Source organism: Variovorax humicola (genome assembly GCF_037889915.1).
In the GTDB taxonomy this organism is placed as follows: Bacteria; Pseudomonadota; Gammaproteobacteria; order Burkholderiales; family Burkholderiaceae_C; genus Variovorax; species Variovorax humicola.
Window position 1 is genome coordinate 65,410 of record NZ_JBBKZV010000023.1, and the last position, 19,091, is coordinate 84,500.

At 66.5% G+C, this 19,091-nt stretch carries 18 protein-coding genes; 7 read left to right on the forward strand and 11 right to left on the reverse strand.

Features of this window, described 5'->3' with window-relative positions:
* Nucleotides 1-110 precede the first annotated feature (110 nt).
* The gene (locus WKW80_RS26570) at nucleotides 111-1,493 is read left to right on the forward strand and encodes a phosphomannomutase/phosphoglucomutase (RefSeq protein WP_340366575.1); all 1,383 of its coding nucleotides are present in this window, start codon (nucleotides 111-113) and stop codon (nucleotides 1,491-1,493) included.
* A gap of 26 nt (nucleotides 1,494-1,519) precedes the next feature.
* Nucleotides 1,520-2,857, forward strand: coding sequence for a 3-deoxy-D-manno-octulosonic acid transferase (locus WKW80_RS26575; protein ID WP_340366576.1), 1,338 nt, complete (start codon nucleotides 1,520-1,522; stop codon nucleotides 2,855-2,857).
* A 46-nt stretch (nucleotides 2,858-2,903) separates the two neighbouring features.
* Here the strand turns inward: WKW80_RS26575 and WKW80_RS26580 are convergent, their stop codons facing one another.
* Together WKW80_RS26580 and WKW80_RS26585 are read right to left on the reverse strand one after the other, a co-directional pair.
* Nucleotides 2,904-4,574: an isovaleryl-CoA dehydrogenase gene (locus WKW80_RS26580; RefSeq protein WP_340366577.1), complete on the reverse strand. Its 1,671-nt coding sequence runs from the start codon at nucleotides 4,572-4,574 to the stop codon at nucleotides 2,904-2,906.
* A gap of 174 nt (nucleotides 4,575-4,748) precedes the next feature.
* Nucleotides 4,749-5,408, reverse strand: coding sequence for a TetR/AcrR family transcriptional regulator (locus WKW80_RS26585; protein ID WP_340366578.1), 660 nt, complete (start codon nucleotides 5,406-5,408; stop codon nucleotides 4,749-4,751).
* A 94-nt stretch (nucleotides 5,409-5,502) separates the two neighbouring features.
* On the opposite strand from WKW80_RS26585, the gene WKW80_RS26590 reads away from it, so the two are divergent.
* Nucleotides 5,503-6,339 (forward strand): thioesterase family protein, encoded by an 837-nt coding sequence (locus WKW80_RS26590; RefSeq protein ID WP_340366579.1) that lies wholly within the window; start codon nucleotides 5,503-5,505, stop codon nucleotides 6,337-6,339.
* 291 nt (nucleotides 6,340-6,630) lie between these two features.
* Here WKW80_RS26590 and WKW80_RS26595 read toward each other — a convergent pair whose 3' ends face one another.
* The 6 genes from WKW80_RS26595 to WKW80_RS26620 are packed head-to-tail and all read right to left on the reverse strand — an operon-like array spanning nucleotide 6,631 to nucleotide 14,377.
* Nucleotides 6,631-8,115, reverse strand: coding sequence for a TolC family outer membrane protein (locus WKW80_RS26595; protein WP_340366580.1), 1,485 nt, complete (start codon nucleotides 8,113-8,115; stop codon nucleotides 6,631-6,633).
* Nucleotides 8,116-8,150: 35 nt separating this feature from the next.
* Nucleotides 8,151-8,489, reverse strand: a complete 339-nt coding sequence (locus tag WKW80_RS26600) for a rhodanese-like domain-containing protein (protein WP_340366581.1) — start codon at nucleotides 8,487-8,489, stop codon at nucleotides 8,151-8,153.
* Between the two features lie 19 nt (nucleotides 8,490-8,508).
* Nucleotides 8,509-9,192, reverse strand: a complete 684-nt coding sequence (locus WKW80_RS26605) for a protein-L-isoaspartate O-methyltransferase family protein (protein WP_340366582.1) — start codon at nucleotides 9,190-9,192, stop codon at nucleotides 8,509-8,511.
* Nucleotides 9,193-9,209: 17 nt separating this feature from the next.
* Nucleotides 9,210-12,425 (reverse strand): efflux RND transporter permease subunit, encoded by a 3,216-nt coding sequence (locus WKW80_RS26610; RefSeq protein ID WP_340366583.1) that lies wholly within the window; start codon nucleotides 12,423-12,425, stop codon nucleotides 9,210-9,212.
* 15 nt (nucleotides 12,426-12,440) lie between these two features.
* Nucleotides 12,441-13,703, reverse strand: coding sequence for an efflux RND transporter periplasmic adaptor subunit (locus WKW80_RS26615; RefSeq protein ID WP_340366584.1), 1,263 nt, complete (start codon nucleotides 13,701-13,703; stop codon nucleotides 12,441-12,443).
* A complete protein-coding gene (locus WKW80_RS26620; protein WP_340366585.1) occupies nucleotides 13,700-14,377 on the reverse strand; it encodes a TetR/AcrR family transcriptional regulator in 678 nt (225 codons plus the stop codon). The genes WKW80_RS26615 and WKW80_RS26620 overlap by 4 nt, the downstream gene beginning before the upstream one ends.
* Nucleotides 14,378-14,485: 108 nt before the next feature.
* Between WKW80_RS26620 and msrA the strand changes: the two genes are divergently transcribed.
* Together msrA and WKW80_RS26630 are read left to right on the forward strand one after the other, a co-directional pair.
* Entirely contained in the window at nucleotides 14,486-15,028 is a 543-nt protein-coding gene (msrA, locus tag WKW80_RS26625; RefSeq protein ID WP_340366586.1) for a peptide-methionine (S)-S-oxide reductase MsrA, read from the forward strand.
* 2 nt (nucleotides 15,029-15,030) lie between these two features.
* The gene (locus WKW80_RS26630; protein ID WP_340366587.1) at nucleotides 15,031-15,987 is read left to right on the forward strand and encodes an AEC family transporter; all 957 of its coding nucleotides are present in this window, start codon (nucleotides 15,031-15,033) and stop codon (nucleotides 15,985-15,987) included.
* Nucleotides 15,988-15,993: 6 nt separating this feature from the next.
* On the opposite strand, the gene pdxH is transcribed toward WKW80_RS26630, so the two are convergent.
* A complete protein-coding gene (gene pdxH, locus WKW80_RS26635; RefSeq protein ID WP_340366588.1) occupies nucleotides 15,994-16,641 on the reverse strand; it encodes a pyridoxamine 5'-phosphate oxidase in 648 nt (215 codons plus the stop codon).
* A gap of 28 nt (nucleotides 16,642-16,669) precedes the next feature.
* On the opposite strand from pdxH, the gene WKW80_RS26640 reads away from it, so the two are divergent.
* Complete coding sequence (locus WKW80_RS26640; protein ID WP_340366589.1) at nucleotides 16,670-17,221, forward strand: nucleotidyltransferase family protein; 552 nt, start codon at nucleotides 16,670-16,672, stop codon at nucleotides 17,219-17,221.
* On the opposite strand, the gene WKW80_RS26645 is transcribed toward WKW80_RS26640, so the two are convergent.
* Both WKW80_RS26645 and WKW80_RS26650 read right to left on the reverse strand, forming a co-directional pair.
* Entirely contained in the window at nucleotides 17,208-17,747 is a 540-nt protein-coding gene (locus WKW80_RS26645; RefSeq protein ID WP_340366590.1) for a superoxide dismutase family protein, read from the reverse strand. The two genes, WKW80_RS26640 and WKW80_RS26645, sit on opposite strands and share 14 nt — an antisense overlap.
* The gene (locus tag WKW80_RS26650; RefSeq protein WP_340366591.1) at nucleotides 17,744-18,379 is read right to left on the reverse strand and encodes a gamma-glutamylcyclotransferase; all 636 of its coding nucleotides are present in this window, start codon (nucleotides 18,377-18,379) and stop codon (nucleotides 17,744-17,746) included. The genes WKW80_RS26645 and WKW80_RS26650 overlap by 4 nt, the downstream gene beginning before the upstream one ends.
* 111 nt (nucleotides 18,380-18,490) lie before the next feature.
* On the opposite strand from WKW80_RS26650, the gene WKW80_RS26655 reads away from it, so the two are divergent.
* Complete coding sequence (locus tag WKW80_RS26655) at nucleotides 18,491-19,024, forward strand: OmpA family protein (RefSeq protein WP_340366592.1); 534 nt, start codon at nucleotides 18,491-18,493, stop codon at nucleotides 19,022-19,024.
* Nucleotides 19,025-19,091 lie beyond the last annotated feature (67 nt).

A 19,091-nucleotide genomic window follows, 5' to 3' on the forward strand; every position in this document is an offset into this window, starting at 1 on the left:
GGGAATGATACGAGCCTGCCATTCTGGGACTGGCCGTTTTCGGACATCATCCCCACCAACCTACGGCCTACAATGCCGTTCGCTTTTTTCAGACCAGCGGGGACTCTTTCATGCAACTCAGCGCTTCGATATTCAAGGCCTATGACATCCGCGGCGTGGTGCCCGGCACGCTCGACGTCGAAGTGGCGGAGGCGCTTGGACGCGCCTTCGGCAGCGCCGCGCGCGCGGCTGGCGAGAAGACGGTGGCTGTCGGACGCGACGGCCGCCTGTCGGGCCCCTCGTTGAGCGCCGCGCTCATCCGCGGGCTGATCGCCACCGGCGTCGAAGTGATCGACGTGGGCGCCGTCACCACGCCCATCCTTTACTACGCGGCGCACACGCTTTGCCGCAGCGGTATCCAGGTGACCGGCAGCCACAACCCGAAGGACTACAACGGCTTCAAGATGATCCTGGCCGGCCGCGCGATCTATGGCGACGAGATCCAGGAGCTGCGCCGCACCATGGAAGCCGGTAACGCGACGCTGGCACCCGGCGGCAGCGTGCGCGAAGTCGATGTGCTGCCGGCGTATGTGCAGCGCATCGTCGGCGACATCAAGCTCGCGCGGCCGATGAAGATCGTGGTCGACTCGGGCAACGGCATTGCGGGCGCATCGGCGCCGGCAATCTTTCGTGCGCTCGGTTGCGAAGTCACCGAACTCTTCAGCGAAGTCGACGGCAACTTCCCCAACCACCATCCCGACCCGAGCAAGCTGGAGAACCTCAAGGACCTGATGGCCGCGTTGAAGAACGGCGACGCCGAACTCGGCCTGGCCTTCGACGGCGACGGCGACCGGCTCGGCATCGTCACCAAGGACGGCCAGAACATCTTTCCCGACCGCCAGATGCAACTGTTCGCGCAGGACGTGCTGTCGCGCGTGCCGGGCGGCACCATCATCTACGACGTGAAGTGCTCGCAGCGCCTCGGCCCGGCGATCGAAGCGGCCGGCGGCGTGGCCATGATCTACAAGACCGGCCATTCGCTCATCAAGGCGAAGATGAAGGAACTCGACTCGCCGCTCGGTGGCGAGATGAGCGGCCACATCTTTTTCAAGGAGCGCTGGTTCGGCTTCGACGACGGCACCTATGCCGGTTGCCGCCTGCTCGAGATCCTCAGCAAGAGCCCCGACGCCAACGCCGTGCTCAACGGGCTGCCGACCAGCTTCTCGACGCCTGAACTCAACGTGGCCTGTGCCGAAGGCGAGCCGCACGGCCTGGTCGAAACGCTGGTGAGCACTGCGCGCTTCGATGCGCCTGCCAAGGTCTCGACCATCGACGGCCTGCGCGTCGACTGGCCCGATGGCTTCGGCCTGATCCGCGCATCGAACACCACGCCCGTGCTGGTGATGCGCTTCGAAGGGCAGACCGATGCTGCGCTGCATCGCATTCAGGAGACGATGCTGACTTTGCTGAGGACAGTGAAGCCCGACGCCAGGCTGGCCGAAGCCGCCCATTGATCAAGACGAAGAAGAACCGGAATCACGTGCGTTCGTTGTCCCTGCGCCTGTACGGCATTGCTACCCGATTGATGCAGCCCTTGCTGCGCCGCAAGCTGCGCCGCCGTGCGGTGGCCGAGCCTGGCTACGCCGTTGCGGTGGAAGAACGCTTCGGCCACTACCCGACGACGCCCGGCGGCACCGACTGGTGCTGGATCCACGCGGTCTCGCTGGGCGAGGCGCGTGCCGCAGCCATCCTTATCGAGGAACTGCGACGCCAGGCGCCCGGCATCCGGCTGCTCCTGACGAACGGCACCGCGACGGGCCGTGAAGAGAGCGCCAAGCAATTGCGCCCGGGCGACGTCCAGGTGTGGCAGCCCTGGGATACGCCTGCGGCCGTTGCGCGCTTTCTCGACCGTTTCTCCCCGCGCATCGGTGTGCTGATGGAAACCGAAGTCTGGCCCGAGATGACGGCCGCCTGCGCCGAGCGCCGCATTCCGCTGGTGCTGGCCAACGCGCGGCTCAACGCCAAGTCGCTGGCGTCGGCCGAGCGTTTCGGATGGCTGGCGCGGCCTGCCTATTCGTCGCTGACGGCGGTGTGGGCACAGACCGAGGCCGACTCGCATCGACTCGTGTCGCTGGGCGCCAAGGTGACGGGCATCTTCGGCAACATGAAATTCGATGCCGCGCCGGACACGCGCCAACTGGCTGCGGCCGCCAACCTGCGGGCCAAGCTTCCCAAGCCAGTCATCGTGTTCGCGAGTTCGCGTGACGGCGAGGAGCAGCAATTGCTGGAAGTCCTCAAGCGCTTCGGCGCGACGGCGCCGGTGCCGCCCCCTCAAGCGGCGATCAAGTCGATTGCCAAACGCGTGCATGACGTGCAATGGATGATCGTGCCGCGGCATCCGCAGCGCTTCGACGAAGTGGCGGCGCTGGTGGAAGCCAACGGCTTTGCCGTCGCGCGCCGCAGCGCGGCCGGCGAGGACCAGGGCGACGCCGAAATCTGGCTCGGTGATTCGCTCGGCGAGATGGCGCTGTACTACGGACTGGCACATGTGGCGCTGCTTGGCGGCAGCTTCGAGCCACTGGGAGGGCAGAACCTGATCGAAGCCGCTGCCTGTGGCTGCCCGGTCGTCATGGGCACATCGACCTTCAACTTTGCCGAGGCGGCGGATCTGTCGCTCGTCGCCGGTGCATCGCTGCGCGTCAATGACATGGCGCAGGCTGTAAAAGCTGCGCTGCTGCTGGTGGCCGACCCGGCGCGCCACGACGCGATGGTGCAGGCCGCGCTGGCGTTCTCATCCTCCAATCGCGGCGCGGCACAGCGCACGGCCGAGGCCCTGCTGGCGATTGCGGAGCCGACGGAGCCGGGGCTTCAAGACTGAGCCCCGAGGCTTCAGGCAAGTCCGGCGGCGTGAATATTTCGTCCTTTCAGGCTTGTGATCCGACAGCCGCTGGAAATGCGCGCTCCAGCAGCGCGGCAACGTCGAGCTTGCGCGTATCGACCGCGCCGACGACGCGGCCCCATTGCGGGTCCAGTCGCGTCGTGATGAAGCCTTCTGCCACGAAGGCCGGCGCGGTCGTGCGCAGCAGCGTTGCCTGTGCCACCAGCACCAGCCGTTGCGTGAACTGGCGCCCGAGCGCTTCGAGCTGCTCGGGCGGTTGCTGCAGCATCTCGCCGAGGGCTTTCAGCTCTCCGGTGATGCGGACGTCGCCGTTCGCGTCGCCGGCCAACTCCCGCAGCAAGGCGTGCGCTCCTTCCGGTTCGCGGCCGATGCCGCGCATCACGTCAAGGCACATCACGTTGCCGGAGCCTTCCCAGATCGAATTGACCGGTGCCTCGCGGAACATGCGGGCCATCGGGCCGTTCTCCACGTAGCCGTTGCCGCCAAAGATTTCCATGGCTTCGCCCGACACTTCGACCGCGCGCTTGCAGACCCAGAACTTGGCCGCCGGTGTCATCACACGTTTCCAGAAGCGCTGCGCTGGTTCTTCGCCATGCTCGAAGGCTTCTGCCAGGCGCATCGACATCGCGAGCGCGGCTTCGCTTTCAAGCGCCAGGTCGGCCAGCACGGCGCGCATCAGCGGCTGCTCGGCCAGCAGGCGGCCGAAAACCTTGCGCTTGCGCGCATAGGCCACGCCCTGGACGACGGCCTGGCGCAGGAATGCGGCGCTGCCTACGACGCAGTTCAGGCGCGTGAAGGTGGCCATCTCGATGATGGTCGGAATGCCGCGGCCTTCTTCGCCCATCAGGATGCCGAGCGCGTCCTGGAACTCGACTTCGCTGCTGGAATTGCTGCGGTTGCCGACCTTGTCCTTCAGCCGCTGGATCTGCACCGGGTTCTTGCTGCCGTCTGGCCGCCAGCGGGGCACGAAGAAGCAGGAGTGGCCGCCTTCGGCCGTGCGTGCCACCACGAGATGGGCGTCGCTCATCGGCGCCGAGAAGAACCACTTGTGGCCGCGGATCAGGTACTCGCCACCGCGCCCGCCGGCGCCGACCGGGGTGGCCGTGGTGGTGTTGGCGCGTACGTCGGAGCCGCCTTGCTTTTCGGTCATGCCCATGCCGATCCAGATCGACTTCTTCTGTTCCATCGGCACGTCGCGTGGGTCGTATTCGTTGCTCATCAGCCTGGCGCCGTACTTCTCCCAAAGGGCAGGCTCTTTCCGGATGACCGGGATCGCGGCCTGCGTCATCGTGGCCGGGCACAGCACGCCGGCTTCGACCTGGCCATTCAGGTAGAAGCCTGCGGCCCATGTGGCCCAGCGGCCGCGCTGCGTCTCGTCGCGGAACGGCAGCGAGATCAGGCCCTCGCCGCGATAGAGGGCCATGAGCCGGTGCCAGCTCGGGTGGAATCCGACGCTGTCGATGCGGCGGCCGCGCGCGTCGTAGGCGTCGAATTCGGGCTTGTATTTGTTCGCGTCGGCACCGAGCTGCCAAGTCTCGGCCTGTCCCAGCGTCTCGCCGAACGATGTCATTTGCGGCGTGGCCCAGTCGGCGCCAGCGCGTTCCAACGCTTCCTGCAGCGGCGCATCGGTCATGAACAGGTTGTAGTCTTGCAGTTCATCGAACTGGTTGCTGACCTCGTGTGTTTGCCAGGACATTTGCCGCCTTTGCCTTGTGATTGAGTTGCGACAAGTCTAGGGAAAATGGTGCGCGGGGATGTTCAGGTTCGGGCCTTCGCGCGCAATGGCGCTTCGAGGACGATTCCCAAGGCGTGACGAGGGAAAGCCTGCGCGCACGCCACGGGTTTTCAGACCGCTTTCTTCCGCGCTTGTTCAGGTTTTGCCCGCGCCGCAACGCGACGCGATGCGTTCCAGATAGGCATGCAATGCGTCGCGCGCCTGCTGTTCGAGTACGCCAAGGTCGGGCTTGCGGGTCGCGCGGATGTGGGTGGTGGCGAACAACTCGTACAGGATGGCCTGGCTCACCAGCGCGGCCTCCTGCTTCGGAAAATCCGGCGGCAGTCCGGTGCTCGCGTCGAACACGTGAACCCATTCATCGATGAATTGCCCGTACATCTTCCGGTAGGCCTCGGGGCCGGAAAGATGCCGTTCCAGCAGAAAGTGCACGCCCCATTCCTGCGGGCGCTCGCGCACGGCGGCGAGCTGAGATTCGAGCACGGCGTCGACAACTTCAGGCAGCGGCCGCCCGGTAAGGCGATTCACCGCTTCGCGCATCGACTGCAGCAGCGCCTTGCTCCTCAGGTGAATGCAGGTGCGCGCCAGTTCGTCCTTGCTGGCGAAGTATTGGTAGAAGCTGCCGAGGCCGGTGCCGGCCACCATCACGATCTCACGGATCGTCAGTTGCGCGTATTCACGCTCGACCAGAAGCTGAACAAAGGCTTCCTGCAGCGCGCGCGAAGTTTGCTTCGAGCGCGCCTGGAGCGGCCTTCTCCGCTTCGGCGGGGCAGGGGGGCGCGGGGCGGTTGGTTTCATGCGTCGCGAACGTGAACACCGGGATAGCGGCAGCAGCCTAGAATTTTTTCATCCTTTCAGTGGCCGTCCAAGCGAAGGCCGAATCCAGCGAACCATGATCCCAACCGCTTCATCATCCGGCCCCTCGGCAGTCTACGAACGCGAGGCAGGCACATGGCTGCCGACTGAACTCTCGCGCGGCCCGTGGGACCCGCGAGCCCAGCACGGCGGCGCGCCGAGCGCGCTGCTGGCCCATGTTGCCGAAGGCGCGGCGCCCGCTCCGGGTTGGCGCGTGGCGCGCATGAGCGTGGAACTGGTCAAGCCGGTGCCCGTGGCGCCGCTGCGTACGCACTGCAATTTACAGCCGGGTCGGTCGACGGCGCGCGTCACGATCGACATGCTCGCGGGCGATGTGCTGGTTGCGCGCGGCCATGCGTTGCTGGTGCGCGGGGACCCATTGACGTTGCCGAGGGACCTCCCTGGGGGTTGGTCGCCTGTGCGCCTGGACCGCCTGCCCGCGGAATGCAGCGACAAGGTGCGAATTCCGGGGCTGCCCGACGGAACGTCTTTTCATCGCACTGCCATGGAGACGCGCGTCGCGCAAGGCGATCCGTCAAGGCCTGGCCCGTCAGGCGCCTGGTTTCGCCTGGCCGTGCCGCTGGTGCAAGGCGCGCCGACGTCGCCGGCCATGCGTGCCGCAGCGGCGGCGGACTTCGGCAATGGACTGAGCTGGGTGCTCCCGGTCAACCGCTACCTGTTTTCCAATGCCGACCTCAGCCTGCACCTCTATCGTGAGCCGGTCGGGGAATGGATCGGGCTTCTTTCCGAAACCCAGGTGGACGGCGGCGGCACAGGCATCGCCACCTCGCGCCTGTTTGACGAGAGCGGCGCCATTGGCATCGCGGTCCAGACGCTGGTGCTGCGCGAACGCGCACCGGCGGGCGCTGCGTGATGCCTTCCTGATGACTCGACGCTCGACACAAATCAGTTTCTCACCACGCTATCGCGCGATCGCGCGATCGCGCGACCCGCGACGCATGAAGCCAGGACGAGCACGGCGAAGTCTGTTCGTGGGGCACCCGCGGAACCGGCTTTGCCGGACCGCCGGGTGCGCCCCCTTGAGCCAGGACGAGCACGGCGAAGTCTGTTCGTGAGCACCTGCGGAACCGGCTTTGCCGGGCCGCCGGGTGCGCCCCCTTGAGGACCCTTGAGGGGGAGGCGCCGAAGGCGCTTCGGGGGTGTTTTATTTCACCGGCGGATTGACCACCGGCGGCGGCATGGTGATCGGCTGCTGCGGCAGTGGTGTCGCGCCGGGTATCGTGTTCGACGGCACGGGCACCGGGCTGATGGTTGCGGCGGAAGGCACGTTGGGCGAAGCGCCTGCCGCGGCGCTGCCGGCCTGCGCGAGCGTGGCGTTGATCGGCTGCAGGTCGTTGGGCGTCAGCGTGCCGTTGGCCTGGCGCAGCTTCAGGTTGCCCAGCAGCACGTTGTAGCGTGCCAGTGCCAGGTCGCGCTTGGTCTGGTAGAGCTGGCTCTGCGAATTGAGAACGTCGATGTTGATCCGCACGCCGACCTGGTAGCCCAGCCGGTTGGCATCGAGCGCGCTCTGGCTGGAGGCCTCCGCCGCCTCCAATGCCTTGACCTGGCCCGCGCCCGACACCAGGCCCAGGTAGGCCGCGCGCGTGGCCTGGTTGACGCTGCGCCGCGCGTTGTCGAGGATGGAGCGCGACTGGTCTTCGAGTGCCAGCGTTTCCTTGATGCGGTTCTCGGTGGCGAAGCCTGCGAACAGCGGCAGGTTGAACACGACGCCGACGGTGCCGGCGTTGATGCGCGACTTGCCGAGCACGGTGGTCGTGCCCTGCGGGTTGTTGGTGACGTTGTAGCCGGCCTGCAGGTCGAGCGTGGGCTTGTGGCCGGCCTCGGCCTTCTTCACTTCGAGCCCGGCCACGTCGACGCCGAGCTTGGCCTGGATGATCAACGGATGCACGGCGTCGGCCTCCGCCACCCAGGCGTTGATGTCCGCCGGCTGCAATGCCGGCAGCGTGACCGGCGCGGCCAGCGGCGTCGGCGTCGTGCCGATGCGGCCGACCAGCTGGTCGAGCGCGAGCATCTTGACCTGCAGGTCGTTCTCGGCGGCAATCTCTTGCGCGATGACCAGGTCATAGCGGGCTTGCGCCTCGCGCGTGTCGGTGATGGTCGCGGTGCCGACCTCGAAGTTGCGCTTGGCCGATGCCAGTTGCTCGGCCGTGGCCACTTTCTGCGCGCGCACCAGCGCCAGCGTGTCCTGGCTGGCGAGCACGTCGAAGTAACCCTGGCTCACGCGCACGATGAGGTCTTGCTCGGCCGCGGTCAACGTGGCCTGCGCGATCTCGGCCTGGCGCTTGCCTTGCTCGTAGGTGGCCCAGTTGGCGGGGCGGTAGATCGGCTGCACGGCGTTGATGCCGCCTGCCTCGGTGTTGATCTTGCGCGAGACGTCGGCCTGCGGCGTGTCGACGGTGCCGACGGTATGCACGGCGCTGCCCGACAACCCCACCGCCGGCAGGATGCCCGCCTTGGCTTGCGCGGCGCGCGCGATGCTGGCGTCGTACTGTGCGCGTGCCGCCTGGTAGGTTGCGTCGTATCCGCGCGCTGCGTCGAAGAGTTCGATCAGGCTCTGGCCATGAGCCGGGAGGGAAAGCGCCAGGAGCAATGAGGCAGGAAGTGGAAGCAGCCGGGGCCAGAGGGGCATTGAAGGTCCTGGAAATAATCTGCGCGGGCGAGGCGTCAGTAGCGGGGGACAGCGGGGTCGTGCTGGATCGACCACGCATTGATGCCGCCCGACACGTTGGCCAGCGCATCGAAGCCGTTCTGCGCCAGGAACATGGCCACGCGCTGGCTGCGCGCGCCGTGATGGCAGAGGCAGGCCACGCGCTGGCTCGGATCGAGTTCGGCCAGGCGGCCGGGTATCTCGTTCATGGGAATGGTCACGAGCTTGAAGCCGGCCGGCATGACGCTGGCCGTCTCCCATTCCCAGGGCTCGCGCACGTCCAGCAGCACCGGCGCCGCGGCCGGGTCGGCGGCGAACCACGCGGCGAGCTGGGTCGGGGTGACTTGATCGATCATGGAATGCTTTCGGCCGCGCTCAGAACGCGAAGCGCGAGGGCTCGGGGAAGTTCAGCAGGCGCGGCGCCACCGTGTCCCAGGGCTGGGCGGTGCTCCACTGGCCTTCGCTGAGGCGCGTGACGATGTGCATGCGCATCATGGGTTCGTCGCCGACGATCGCGGCCAGGCGGCCGCCGATCTTCAGCGAGCCCAGCAGGTTCTGCGGAATCTTCGCGACCGAACCGCTCAGCACGATCACGTCGAAGCTGGGGCCACTGGGCAGCGGCTTGGCGCCGTCGGCCACGCGCACTTCGACATTGCGCACGCCATTGCGGCGCAGCGTCTCGGCGGCACTGGCGGCGATCGCGGGATTGATCTCGAGCGTCAGCACGCTGGCCGCGCAGTTCGCGAGCAGGGCAGCCATGAAGCCGGAGCCCGTGCCGATCTCGAGCACGGTTTCGTTTTTCTTCACTTGCAGGTCGTTGAGCGTGCGGGCCTCGATCTTGGGCGCCAGCATGATTTCGCCGGGCACGCTGCCGTCGCCAAGCGGCAGTTCCATGTCGAAGAACGCCAGCGTGCGGTGCGCTGCGGGCGTGTAGTCTTCGCGATGGATCTCGTTGAGCAATTCGAGGACAGCCGGGTCGTGCACATCCCAGGGGCGGATTTGCTGCTCGATCATGTTGAAGCGCAGGTGTGCAAGCGTGGGATTGGCGTTGGGGTTCATGGTCTTTCTCGGTCGGGTCAGGACAAGCCTTGAATTTTAGGTGTGGCGTCCACCGGGGTGGCCGGCGTACCCTGCCATTTGCGCCGCGCCCAGTTGGCGAGGTCGTCCATGTAGCAGTACACGACCGGCACGACGACCAGCGTCAGCAGCGACGAGGTGATCACGCCGCCGATCACCGCCTGGCCCATCGGCGCGCGCTGCTCGGCGCCTTCGCTGAGTGCAAATGCGAGCGGCACCATGCCGAAGATCATGGCAAGCGTGGTCATCAGGATGGGCCGCAGCCGCACGCGGGCCGCGAGCAGCAGGGCTTCGGCGCGGGGCAGTCCGGGCACGGTCGTGCCGTCGTCGGCCAGATGCGGCGCACGCGCGCGGATCGCGAAGTCGACCAGCAGGATCGCGTTCTTGGTGACAAGGCCCATGAGCATCACGATGCCGATGATGGAGAACATCGACAGCGTCGAATGGAACATCAGCAGCGCCAGTACCACGCCGATGAGCGTGAGCGGCAGCGCGGTCATCAGCGCCATCGGCTGCAGGAAGCTCTTGAACTGGCTGGCCAGGATCATGTAGATGAAGATGATCGCGAGCGCCAGCGCGGAGACCGCATAGCCGAACGACTCCTGCATGTTCTTCGTCGAGCCGCTGAACTGGTAGCCGTAGCCGGGCGGGAACGCGATGCCGTCGAGCGCGGTGCGGATGTCGGCCGAGACTTCGCCGGCCGAGCGCAGGTCGTTGTTGGCGTTGATCGCGACCTCGCGGGCGAGGGCGCGGCGGTTGATCTGGTTGGGCCCGGTCGATTCGCGCACGTCGGCCACCTGCTGCAGGCGCACGATGCGGCTGCTGCCGTCGGCGTTGGCGCCCATGGCCGTGCTTACGAATGGCAGGCGGGCGAGGTCGCCGGGCGCATTGCGCACTTCGGGGGCGAGGCGCACGTTGACGTCGTAGGTCTGGTCGTCCGGTGCGCGCCAGTTGCCGACCGTGGTGCCGGCCACCAGCGTGCGCAAGGCGGCGGCGATCGGCGCCACGCCAAGGCCCAGGTCCGACGCCGCATCGCGCTTGACCACCACGCTCACCGTGGGCTTGTTCGGCTTCAGGCTGGAGTCGAGGTCGACCAGTCCGGGAATGGTGCGGATGCGTTCGGTGACGAGCTTGGAGAGGCGCTCCAGTTCCTGCAAATCAGGCCCTTGCAGCGAGAACTCGATGGCCTTGTTGCCGCCGACCGAATCGCGCAGGCCGACGTGCGTGACGGTGATGCCGGGCACCGCGCGCAGCTTCTCTCGCAGCACGGCCGACATCTGGTCGACACTGCGGCTGCGCGCCTTGCGATCGACCAGTCGCACGTAGATGCTTGCGTAGATCTTGCCCTGCGCATCGCCGGTGTTGATGGTGCTGAGCGTGTAGCGCACCTCCGGCATGTCGCGCAGGATGCCTTCGACCTGTTTCGCCTTGGCTTCCGTCACTTCGAGCGACGAGCCGACGGGTGTGTAGAAGTTGATCGCGGTCTCGGAGAAGTCGGCCTTGGGCACGAACTCGGTCCCCAGCAACGGCACCATGAAGATGCTGCCGACGAAGATGCCGAACGCTGCCAGCACCGTCGCGAGCTTGTGCTGGAGGGACCAGCGCAGGATGGCCTGGTAGCCCTCGGCCATCTTCTCGGTCGCGTCGTCGAACCAGCCGGTGACGCGGCCGATGGTCTTGTCGTAGATCGTGACGCGCGGCCCGCGCTTGCCGTGCTTGTCGATGGCCGGGTCATGCCAGAGGCTGGAGAGCATCGGGTCGAGCGTGAAGCTCACGAACATCGAGATGAGCACGGCCGCCACGATGGTGATGCCGAACTCGTGGAAGAACTTGCCGATGATTCCGCCCATGAAGCCGATCGGCATGAACACTGCGACGATCGACAGCGTGGTGGCCAGCACCGCCAGGCCGATCTCCTGCGTGCCGTCGAGCGCGGCCTTGTACGGCGCCTTGCCCATCTGCACGTGGCGCACGATGTTCTCGCGCACCACGATCGCGTCGTCGATCAGCAAGCCCACGCACAGCGACAGCGCCATCAGCGTGATCATGTTGATGGTGAAGCCGAACATCTGCATGAACCAGAAGGTGCCGATCAAGGCGATCGGCAACGTCAGGCCGGTGATGACCGTCGAGCGCCACGAGTTCAGGAACAGGAACACGATCAGAACCGTGAGCAATGCGCCTTCGATCAGCGTCTGGCGCACGTTCTGCACTGCCACGCGAATGGAGCGCGACGCGTCGGCGATGGGCTCCAGCTTCACGCCCGGCGGCAGTTGCGACTTGATGTCGGCAATGGCCTTGACGAGGCCGTCGACCACTCCGATGGTGTTTTCGTCCTGCGCTTTCTGTATCGACAGCAGCAGCGTGCGCTGGCCGTTGTAGAGGGCGAGGGTGTCGAGTTCCTGCGCGCCATCGGAAACACGCGCCACCTGGTCGACGCGAATCGGCGCGCCGGTCTTGCGGGCCACGATGATCTTGCCGAAGTCCTCCGGCCGCTCCATGCGCGCGTCGATCTGCACTACGCGGTCTTGCTCCGGCGAACGAACCGCGCCCACCGGCAGCGCCTGGTTCTCGTTGCGCACGGCATTCACCACCTGGTCGGCGCTCACGCCGAGCGATTCCATCGCGCCCGGATTCAGATAGAGGTTGATCTCGCGCTTGGTGCCGCCCACCAGCGTGACCGAGCCGACGCCGCGCACGTTTTCAAGACGCTTCTTCAGCACCTGGTCGGCCCAGTTGGTCAGCTCGATGGCGCTCGGCTGGCGCTGCGCGGAGGCGTCCGGCAGCACGGCCACCGACCAGACCGGGCGCGAAGCCGGGTCGAATCGCAGCACGCGCGGATCCTTCACTTCATCGCGGAACAGCGGGCGAACGCTGGCGACCTTCTCGCGCACGTCGTCGGCCGCCTTGCGCCCGTCGACATACAGCTGGAACTCGATGATGACGACCGACTGGCCCTCGTAGCTGCGCGAAGTGAGGTTGTTGATGCCGGCAATCGAGTTGACGCCTTCCTCGAGCTTCTTGGTGACTTCGCTCTCGACGATCTCGGGCGAGGCACCGGGGTAATCGGTGATGACCACCACCACCGGGAAGTCGATGTTGGGGAACTGGTCGATCTGCAGCCGCTGGTACGAGAAGATGCCGAGCACCACCAGTGCCAGCATCAGCATGGTGGCGAAGACGGGATTGCGCAGGCTGACGCGAGTGAACCACATGGCCGGGCCTGCCGATCAGGGCGCCGAGCGCGCGGCGCCCGGTGCGGCAGGGGCCGTGGATGCAGCGGACGCAGCGGTTGCAGCGGTCGCACCACTCGCGGCGGGTGTCGCGGCGGGCGGCTTGGCGGCTTCGGCCAGCTTCACGCGCGTGCCTTCCCGCAGCGGGCCGACGGTTCCGGCGACCACCAGCGCGCCGTCTTCGACCCCGGTGACCGCCACCAGCGTCTGTCCCTCGAACCGGCCGCGCGGTCCGGTTTGCACCTGGCGGTAGGCGATACGGCCGTCGACCACGGTTTGCACATAGGGCGCAGGCTTGTCGATGCGCACGGCGGTGAGCGGCAGCGCCAGTGTGGTGTTGCGGCCCACGTCGATCGTGCCTTGTGCAAACAGCCCCTGGCGGAATCCGGTGTTGCTGTCGAGTCGCAGGTAGACCAGCACGCTGCGGCTGCCGGCCTGCGCGCTCGGGTTCACGCGGACCACGCTCGCGCCGACATTGCGTTCGGCCGACGCCGTGCTGGCCATGCCGGCGGTGCTGCCTTCGATCTGCAGCGAGGCGCGCTGGCCGACGCGCACCGACACCGAATCGGCCGCCGACAGCGTGGCCTCGACCTCGATGCGGCTCAGGTCGACCACTTCGAGCACGCGGCCGTCGATGGCGACGCGCTCGCCAGGTTGCGCAAGGCGCGCCGCGACCTGACCGGAGATCGGGCTCTTGAGCACGGTGTCGTTCAGCGACTTGCGCGCCACGTCCACGGCGGCGAGGGCGGCACGATGCGTGGATTGCGCGGCATTGAGGGTCGACTGCGAGGTGTCGAGCGCGTTGCGGGAGATGAAACCCTGGTCGACGAGCGCCTTGTTGTTGTCGAGCGTGCGTTGCGCCATCTCGGTTTGCGCGCGGGCCGAATCGGCCTGCTCCTGCGCCTGCTGCACGCGGAAGTTGTATTCGACAGGGTCGATGCGCGCGACGACCTGTCCGGCCGTGACGGTGTCGCCTTCGCGCAGCGTAAGGCCCATCAGTTCACCGGCGACACGCGCCTTCACCACGGCGGAATCGACCGCGCGCAGCGTGCCCGAGACCGGCAGCGTCTGAATCAGTTCGCGCGGCGCGGCGCGCACGACCTCCGAAGGCGTCAGCACCACTTCTGTTTCGGCGGGTTGGGCCGCGGAGGCGATGGCCGCCTGCTGCGCCTTGCGCGCAGACAGTGCGCGCAGCACGCCGCCGGCAATCAGAAACAACACCAGTGCGGCAAGCAGCCAACGGAGCCAGCTTTTTTTCACGAGGCGCTCCCGGCCGGCGCGCACAGGCCGCTCAAGAGGGTTTCGGCTTGCATCGCGATGTATTGTTCGGGGTCGAGAGCGATGCTCGGCGCCATGCAGATGTTGCTTGAGTGTTTGGACAGCATGAGAAAAATCATGGGGGCGACGATGGTGTAGATCGCCATGTCGATGTCGAGCGGCCTGAATTCGCCGCGCTCCACGCCACGCCGGAACATGCGGCGAAGCAGATCGTGGCCGGGCATCACCACTTCGGCCTGGTAGAACGCCGCCAGCTCGGGGAAATTGCTGCCCTCGCTCATCATGAGCTTGGTGATGCCCGAGAGCCGGGTCGCCCCGATGCGTTGCCACCAGAGGCGCATGACGTGGCGCAGCATGTCGGGCGTGCTGCCCTCGAAGGCCTCGAACTCCTTGTTCCAGCCCGTGAAATGGCCGGAGAGGTTCTCCCTTACCACGGCCTTGAAGAGCTCTTCCTTGGTCGGGAAGTAGAGGAACAGCGTGCCCTTGGAAACGCCGGCACGCGCCGCCACTTCTTCGGAGCGCGTGGCGGCAAAGCCTTTTTCGACGAACAAGTCGAGCGCGGCGTCCAGCAACTCGCCCGGACGGGCTTCCTTGCGGCGTTCGCGCTTGACGCTCACCGTGCGTAGCTTGGTGGCAAGAAAACTCGGGGACGGCATCGAGAAAACGTTAATGACTGACGGGTTAGTAATGTAGTCACCGGCGCTCCGAGCGTCAAGCCGCCACAATGCCACCCTGCTTCTTTTGCAACATTCAGGACTCAAAAAATGTCTTCTGCGACTGAATCGATCGTGCTGGGCGGCGGCTGCTTCTGGTGCACCGAGGCGGTGTTCGACCGCGTGCAGGGCGTGACCGACGTCGAGTCGGGCTATTGCAACGGCTCGGTGGTGAATCCGAGCTACGAGCAGGTGTGCACCGGCCGAACCGGCCATGTGGAAGTGGTCAAGGTCGAGTTCGACACCGCGCAGATCTCCCTGCGCGAGATCCTCGAGATCTTCTTCGTGGTGCACGATCCGACCACGCTGAACCGCCAGGGCAACGACACCGGCACGCAATACCGCAGCGGCATCTACACCATCACCGACGCGCAGCGAGAGGTGGCGCAGTCGGTCATTCGCGAGATCACCGAAAGCAAGACCTACCGCTCGCCCATCGTCACCGAGGTGGAGCCGCTGTCCAACTATTCGACGGCCGAGGACTACCACCAGGACTACTTCAAGAACAACCCGAACCAGGGCTATTGCGCCTTCGTGGTCGGGCCCAAGGTCGAGAAGTTCCAGAAGACTTTTGCGAGCAAGCTCAAGCACTGAGTGTGGATGCGACCGTCATTTCCTCGCTGCTGCCGGTCGTTGTGCTGATCGCGGCGGGGTATCTGGCGGGCAAGCGCGGCTGGATCGGCGGCAAGTCGGTGAAGGACTTGTCCAATCTGATTTTCATGCTGCTCGCGCCGGCGCTGCTTTTTCGTTCGATGAGCACCGTGCATGTCGAGCAACTGAGCCTGCGGCCGGTGGCGGCCTACTTCCTTGCGGCCGGGCTGATCTTCGCGGCGATGATGCTCTGGCGCGGTTTCAACCGGACGGCCGCCGTGCTGGCATTGGCCAACACCTACAGCAACACCGTGATGATCGGCATCGCGCTGGTCGGACTCGCCTATGGGCCGAATGGCATGGTGGTACTGCTGACGCTGATTTCGCTGCACTCGCTGGTGCTGCTGACCAGTGCGACCGTGGTGCTGGAACTCGCGGTGGCGCATGAGCATGCCGCCCTCAGCGGTGTGGGCCGGCAAGACCGCTCGGCCATCCTGCGCACCCTCGGCCGTGCCTTGCGCAGCGCGATCATTCATCCGGTGCCGCTGCCGATCATCGCGGGGCTGCTGTTCGCGCAAACGGGCTGGACGCTTCCCGAAGCGATCGACACGCCGATCCGCTTGCTGGGCCAGGCGTTCAGCCCCGTGGCGCTGGCGATGGTCGGCGTGACGCTCGCGTTGACGCCGGTGGGGCAGCACTGGCGCGGCGCGCTGGTGCAGGCCCTGTTCAAGAACGTGGTGCATCCGCTCCTGACGGCCGCCCTGGGCTGGGTGCTGGGCCTGCGCGGACTGCCGCTCGCGGTGATGGTGGTGGCCGCGGCGCTGCCGATGGGCGCCAACGTGTTCCTGTTTTCGCAGCGCTACCAGGTCGCGGAAGAACTGGTCACTGCGAGCGTGGTGGTGTCGACGGTGCTGGCGCTGGTGACGCTCTCCGCCGTGATGGCGCTCGTCGGCTATCTTTGAAGGAACTCAGGGCGCGAGCCGTTCACGTCGCCAGTTCCCGTCTTCGCGGCGATAGCGCAACCGGTCATGCAGCCGGCTTGCGCGCCCCTGCCAGAACTCCCACCGATCCGGCACCAGCCGATAGCCGCCCCAGTGCGGCGGCCGCGGCGGCGAGAGAAGATATTTGGCAGCGGCGACCGCCGCGTTCTTCACCAGCACCTGCCGCCCTTCGATGACCTGGCTCTGCGGGCTGGCCCAGGCGCCGATGCGCGAGTCCAGCGGGCGGCTGGCGAAGTAGGTGTCGCTTTCGGCCCCATCGACCATTTCGACGCGGCCTTCGATGCGGACGACGCGCTCCAGTTCGACCCAATGGAATTGCAGCGCCGCAAAAGGATTGCCCGCCAGTTCCTGGCCCTTGCGGCTCTGGTAGTTGGTGAACCAGACGATGCCGCGCGCGTCGTAGCCCTTGATCAGCACGATGCGGGTCGATGGCCGCAGGTCGCCGCCGACGGTGGCAAGCGTCATCGCATTCGGCTCGGGCAGCCTGGCGTCGATGGCCTCGGTGAGCCAGCGCTCGAATTGCTGCAGCGGGTCTTCGGCGCTGCGGGTTTCGTCGAGTTCGGCGCGCTCGTAGCTCTTGCGCAGCGCGGCGAGGGAATCGTTCGGTGAGCTCATCGCGATATTGTCGGTGGATACTTCCGTCATGAATGAGTTGCCCACCGTCATCGTGTTGGCCTCCGGCCGCGGAGAACGCTTCGTGGCCTCCGGCGGCAACGGCTCCAAGTTGAGGGCATTGCTGGCCGGAAAGGCCGTGCTCGAGCACACGCTCGCCAACGTGCAGGCGAGCGGCCTGCCGTGGCATCTGGAAGACGCAGGCCATCCCGGCATGGGCGACTCGATCGCTGCTGCGGTACGCAACACCGCGGAGGCGGCAGGGTGGCTGATATTGCCGGGCGACCTTCCGCTGGTGACGCCGGCGACATTGCGGCAAGTGGCGGCCATGCTGGTCGGGCAGACGCAAGCAGCGCAGCCCTCGTACCGCGGCGAGCGCGGTCATCCGGTCGGTTTTTCGCGCGCATGCCGCGATGCGCTGATGGCGCTCGAGGGCAACCTTGGCGCCGCACCGGTTCTCAAGGCGCAACGCGCGGCCGGCCGGGTGGCGGATATCGAGGTCGACGATGTCGGCATCGTCACCGACATCGACACGCTGGAAATGCTCGCGCGCGCCGAAGCGCTGCTGGTCAACGCCTCGTGATCACCGCGCAGGCCGTGCGCGGGCCCGAATTGCCGGCGGGCTGGGTCTTGAAGTCGTCCGGGTCGCGGTGAACCACCAGTGCGCGGCCCACGACGTTGTTGGGAGTGCCGTCGGCGAGCGAGATGGAATGGTCCTCGACGTTGAAGCGCGCCACGCCGCTGGCGTCGGCCACCAGGCTGGGCAACTCGCCGGCATGGCTGCCGGCCGCGCCGAACTTGCCATGCGTGCCGCCAGTCGGATTGAAGTGGCCGCCGGCGGCCATTGCGTTGTCGCCGCAGTCGCCCTTTTCATGGATGTGGAAGCCATGCTCGCTGCCGGGCGCGAGGCCACTGACTTCGCCCACGAGGCGCACGCCGTGGTCCAGCGCAGTGAAGGTCGCCTTGCCCAAGGTCGGGTTTGGCGTGATCGCGCCCGTCGGCGCAAGGTTGGCGACGGCAACGGCCTTTCCCATGCTCATGCTGCCGCAGCCGGCAAGCAAGGCGCCGGAAAGGACGAGGGCGGTCAAGGCCGCGAATCGATCGGTCATGGCTTCTCCTGGATGTTTCCGCGAGTATCGGGCGGCGCCCCCTTCGGGTAAAGGTCGACGCCAGCCATCCTGACGAGCCTAGCCAGTGCCGCGTCGTGAATCGCATGGCGCCGCAATTCCAGCAAGGTCTGCCGCGCATAGTCGATCGACGTGCCATAGCGACCCGCGGCGCTGGCGAAGATTTCGCGGTAGCGTGCCTCGCTGAGTTCGCCGGTGAAATTGGGGCTGCGTCGCGACAATGTGAACGCGAGCGCGCGGACCGTGCCACCCGGGGTCACGCAGTCGAGCCAGCGCGGGTCGTACACACCGGTCGGCATTTCGCGCAGCCACAGCCGGCCGAGCGCTTCGAGCCCGTCGGTCGCCGGAATGCGGAACACCATCCCCCGCACGCTGCCGCCCGAGAGCAACCCGAACACCAGCCCGGGGTTCTGCGGCGTGCCGCGGTTGACGCGGCTCCACATCTTGAGCGCGCGATGCCAGCCGTGAACCCGCGCCGGTCGCCGTTCGGAATGCTCGAACTCCGGTTTCCAGATCAGCGAGCCGTAGCCGAAGATCCAGAGGTCGTGGTGGCCGCCCCATTCCTCGATCACGCGGTCAAGCATGGGCTGCGGATCGCGCAGCGGCTTGGGCATGGGGTCGAGCCCGGGCGGTCCGGGGTCGGGTGCAAGCCCACCTACAATTTGCGGCTCATCATGGTTCACCGCACCATTATTTACTTGCCCCTCAACAACGGAGTTCGCCCGATGGCTTCCCTCAGCGACGACGACAGTCAACAAAACCTCATTCTCGGCATCGCAGTGGGCGTTATCTCGCTCGTGCTTTTCCTCGCGATCGGCATTGCGCTGTATGCGAACGGAAAGGCGCACAAGGCCCGACCCGCGGTTGCGGCAGCCACCGCGCCCGTCGTGGCCACGGTCGTCGAAACGGTAGCGGTCGTTATTCCGGATGGCGCGAGCATCCGTGTCGAGAACGGCATCGTCTACTTCTACTTCGCGACCGGCAGCACCGACCTGGCGCCGGGCGCCGCCGAAGCGCTGGCCGCGGTGATCAAGGGCGTCGAAGGCGGCAAGAAGGCCGTAATCTCAGGCTTCCACGACACCACCGGCGACCCCGCCATCAACGAGCAACTCGCCAGGAAGCGTGCCGAAATGGTGCGTGACGTGTTGACCGGACTCAATGTCCCGGCCGAGAAGCTCGAACTGAAGAAGCCTGCCGTTTCGGAAGGCACCGGCAGCAACGCCCAGGCCCGCCGCGTCGAAGTCAAGCTGGTCGACTGAATCGGCAGTCAGGCGCAAAATCGTATCGACGGAAAGCCCGGCAGCGCCGGGCTTTTTCTTTTTGCTT

What these genes read in the sequence shown, in the direction of transcription:
- WKW80_RS26620 (WP_340366585.1), bottom strand. Translation starts at nt 14,377, where the DNA reads ATGCCGTCCCCGAGTTTTCTTGCCACCAAGCTACGCACGGTGAGCGTC.
- WKW80_RS26650 (WP_340366591.1), bottom strand. Translation starts at nt 18,379, where the DNA reads ATGCCCAAGCCGCTGCGCGATCCGCAGCCCATGCTTGACCGCGTGATC.
- WKW80_RS26580 (WP_340366577.1), bottom strand. Translation starts at nt 4,574, where the DNA reads ATGTCCTGGCAAACACACGAGGTCAGCAACCAGTTCGATGAACTGCAA.
- WKW80_RS26655 (WP_340366592.1), top strand. Translation starts at nt 18,491, where the DNA reads ATGGCTTCCCTCAGCGACGACGACAGTCAACAAAACCTCATTCTCGGC.
- msrA (WP_340366586.1), top strand. Translation starts at nt 14,486, where the DNA reads ATGTCTTCTGCGACTGAATCGATCGTGCTGGGCGGCGGCTGCTTCTGG.
- WKW80_RS26610 (WP_340366583.1), bottom strand. Translation starts at nt 12,425, where the DNA reads ATGTGGTTCACTCGCGTCAGCCTGCGCAATCCCGTCTTCGCCACCATG.
- WKW80_RS26590 (WP_340366579.1), top strand. Translation starts at nt 5,503, where the DNA reads ATGATCCCAACCGCTTCATCATCCGGCCCCTCGGCAGTCTACGAACGC.
- WKW80_RS26585 (WP_340366578.1), bottom strand. Translation starts at nt 5,408, where the DNA reads ATGAAACCAACCGCCCCGCGCCCCCCTGCCCCGCCGAAGCGGAGAAGG.
- WKW80_RS26570 (WP_340366575.1), top strand. Translation starts at nt 111, where the DNA reads ATGCAACTCAGCGCTTCGATATTCAAGGCCTATGACATCCGCGGCGTG.
- WKW80_RS26605 (WP_340366582.1), bottom strand. Translation starts at nt 9,192, where the DNA reads ATGAACCCCAACGCCAATCCCACGCTTGCACACCTGCGCTTCAACATG.
- WKW80_RS26640 (WP_340366589.1), top strand. Translation starts at nt 16,670, where the DNA reads ATGAATGAGTTGCCCACCGTCATCGTGTTGGCCTCCGGCCGCGGAGAA.
- WKW80_RS26600 (WP_340366581.1), bottom strand. Translation starts at nt 8,489, where the DNA reads ATGATCGATCAAGTCACCCCGACCCAGCTCGCCGCGTGGTTCGCCGCC.
- WKW80_RS26645 (WP_340366590.1), bottom strand. Translation starts at nt 17,747, where the DNA reads ATGACCGATCGATTCGCGGCCTTGACCGCCCTCGTCCTTTCCGGCGCC.
- pdxH (WP_340366588.1), bottom strand. Translation starts at nt 16,641, where the DNA reads ATGAGCTCACCGAACGATTCCCTCGCCGCGCTGCGCAAGAGCTACGAG.
- WKW80_RS26595 (WP_340366580.1), bottom strand. Translation starts at nt 8,115, where the DNA reads ATGCCCCTCTGGCCCCGGCTGCTTCCACTTCCTGCCTCATTGCTCCTG.